Here is a 2,086-nt window from a genome sequence, read left to right as displayed (position 1 = left end):
TGTATCGTCAATGATAGTAAAGGTTGCTGAAGTAGTAGAAGAATTTCCACAGTTATCAGTAGCAGTAAAAATTACCGTAGCTGAACCAGTTGCTCCACAAGTATCAGAAACGGATGCGAAGTTATTAGTCCAAGTTACGTTCGAACAAACATCCGAAGCCACAGCGCCACCGTTTGAAGCTAACCAAGCGTTTAGTTGAGCAGTATTTCCAGAACCATCACATTGCACTTCTAAGTTAGCAGCTTGAGTTGTGATAGTTGGATCAGTATCGTCAATGATAGTAAAGGTTGCTGAAGTAGTAGAAGAGTTTCCACAAGCATCAGTTGCGGTAAATGTTACCGTAGCCGAACCCGTTGCACCACAAGTATCAGAAACCGAAGCGAAGTTATTGGTCCAAGTTACATTCGAACAAACATCCGAAGCCACAGCGCCACCGTTTGAAGCTAACCAAGCGTTTAGTTGAGCGGTATTTCCATTGCCATCACATTGCACTTCTAAGTTAGCAGCTTGAGTGGTTATAGTTGGATCAGTATCGTCAATGATAGTAAAGGTTGCTGAAGTAGTAGAAGAATTTCCACAGTTATCAGTAGCAGTAAAAATTACCGTAGCTGAACCAGTTGCTCCACAAGTATCAGAAACCGAAGCGAAGTTATTAGTCCAAGTTACGTTCGAACAAACATCCGAAGCCACAGCGCCACCGTTTGAAGCTAACCAAGCGTTTAATGCAGTAGTGTTTCCAGCACCATCACATTGTACTTCTAAATTTGAAGCTTGAGTGGTGATAGTTGGATCAGTATCGTCAATGATTGTAAATGTTGCTGAAGTTGTAGAAGAGTTTCCACAGTTATCAGTTGCAGTAAAAGTCACTGTAGCTGAACCCGTTGCTCCACAAGTATCAGAAACGGATGCGAAGTTATTGGCCCAAGTTACGTTAGAACAAATATCCGAAGCTACAGCGCCACCGTTGGAAGCTAACCAAGCGTTAAGTTGAGCGGTATTTCCAGCACCATCACATTGCACTTCTAAATTTGAAGCTTGAGTGGTGATTGTTGGATCTGTATCGTCAATGATTGTAAAGGTTGCTGAAGTCGTAGAAGAATTTCCACAAGCATCAGTTGCAGTAAAAGTCACTATAGCTGAACCCGTTGCTCCACAAGTATCAGATACTGAAGCGAAGTTATTTGTCCAAGTTACATTCGAACAAACATCCGAAGCCACAGCACCACCATTGGAAGCTAACCAAGCGTTAAGTTGAGCGGTATTTCCAGCACCATCACATTGTACTTCTAAATTTGAAGCTTGAGTGGTGATAGTTGGATCAGTATCGTCAATGATAGTAAATGTTGCTGAAGTAGTAGAAGAATTTCCACAGTTATCAGTAGCAGTAAAAATTACCGTAGCTGAACCAGTTGCTCCACAAGTATCAGATACTGAAGCGAAGTTATTGGTCCAAGTTACATTAGAACAAACATCCGAAGCTACAGCGCCACCGTTTGAAGCTAACCAAGCGTTTAGTTGAGCGGTATTTCCACTTCCATCACATTGTACTTCTAAGTTAGCAGCTTGAGTGGTGATAGTTGGATCTGTATCGTCAATGATAGTAAATGTTGCTGAAGTAGTAGAAGCATTTCCACAGTTATCAGTAGCAGTAAAAATTACCGTAGCTGAACCAGTTGCTCCACAAGTATCAGATACTGAAGCGAAGTTATTGGTCCAAGTTACATTAGAACAAACATCCGAAGCTACAGCGCCACCGTTTGAAGCTAACCAAGCGTTTAGTTGAGCGGTATTTCCACTTCCATCACATTGTACTTCTAAGTTAGCAGCTTGAGTGGTGATAGTTGGATCTGTATCGTCAATGATAGTAAATGTTGCTGAAGTAGTAGAAGCATTTCCACAGTTATCAGTAGCAGTAAAAATTACCGTAGCTGAACCAGTTGCTCCACAAGTATCAGATACTGAAGCGAAGTTATTGGTCCAAGTTACATTAGAACAAACATCCGAAGCTACAGCGCCACCATTGGAAGCTAACCAAGCGTTTAGTTGAGCGGTATTTCCAGCACCATCACATTGTACTTCTAAATTT

Annotated in this window: 1 protein-coding gene; it reads right to left on the bottom strand. The window is 41.7% G+C overall.

Features of this window, described 5'->3' with window-relative positions; all coding sequences use genetic code 11:
• The coding region (locus C8D80_RS12750) for a beta strand repeat-containing protein (protein ID WP_162845026.1) at window positions 1-2,086 on the bottom strand (2,086 nt) is incomplete at both ends.

Origin of the sequence: Flavobacterium cheniae, from assembly GCF_004363695.1 — a bacterium.
Lineage (GTDB): Bacteria > Bacteroidota > Bacteroidia > Flavobacteriales > Flavobacteriaceae > Flavobacterium > Flavobacterium cheniae.
The sequence above is the reverse complement of the archived record's forward strand: the minus strand, read 5'-3'. Positions and strand labels throughout refer to the sequence as shown.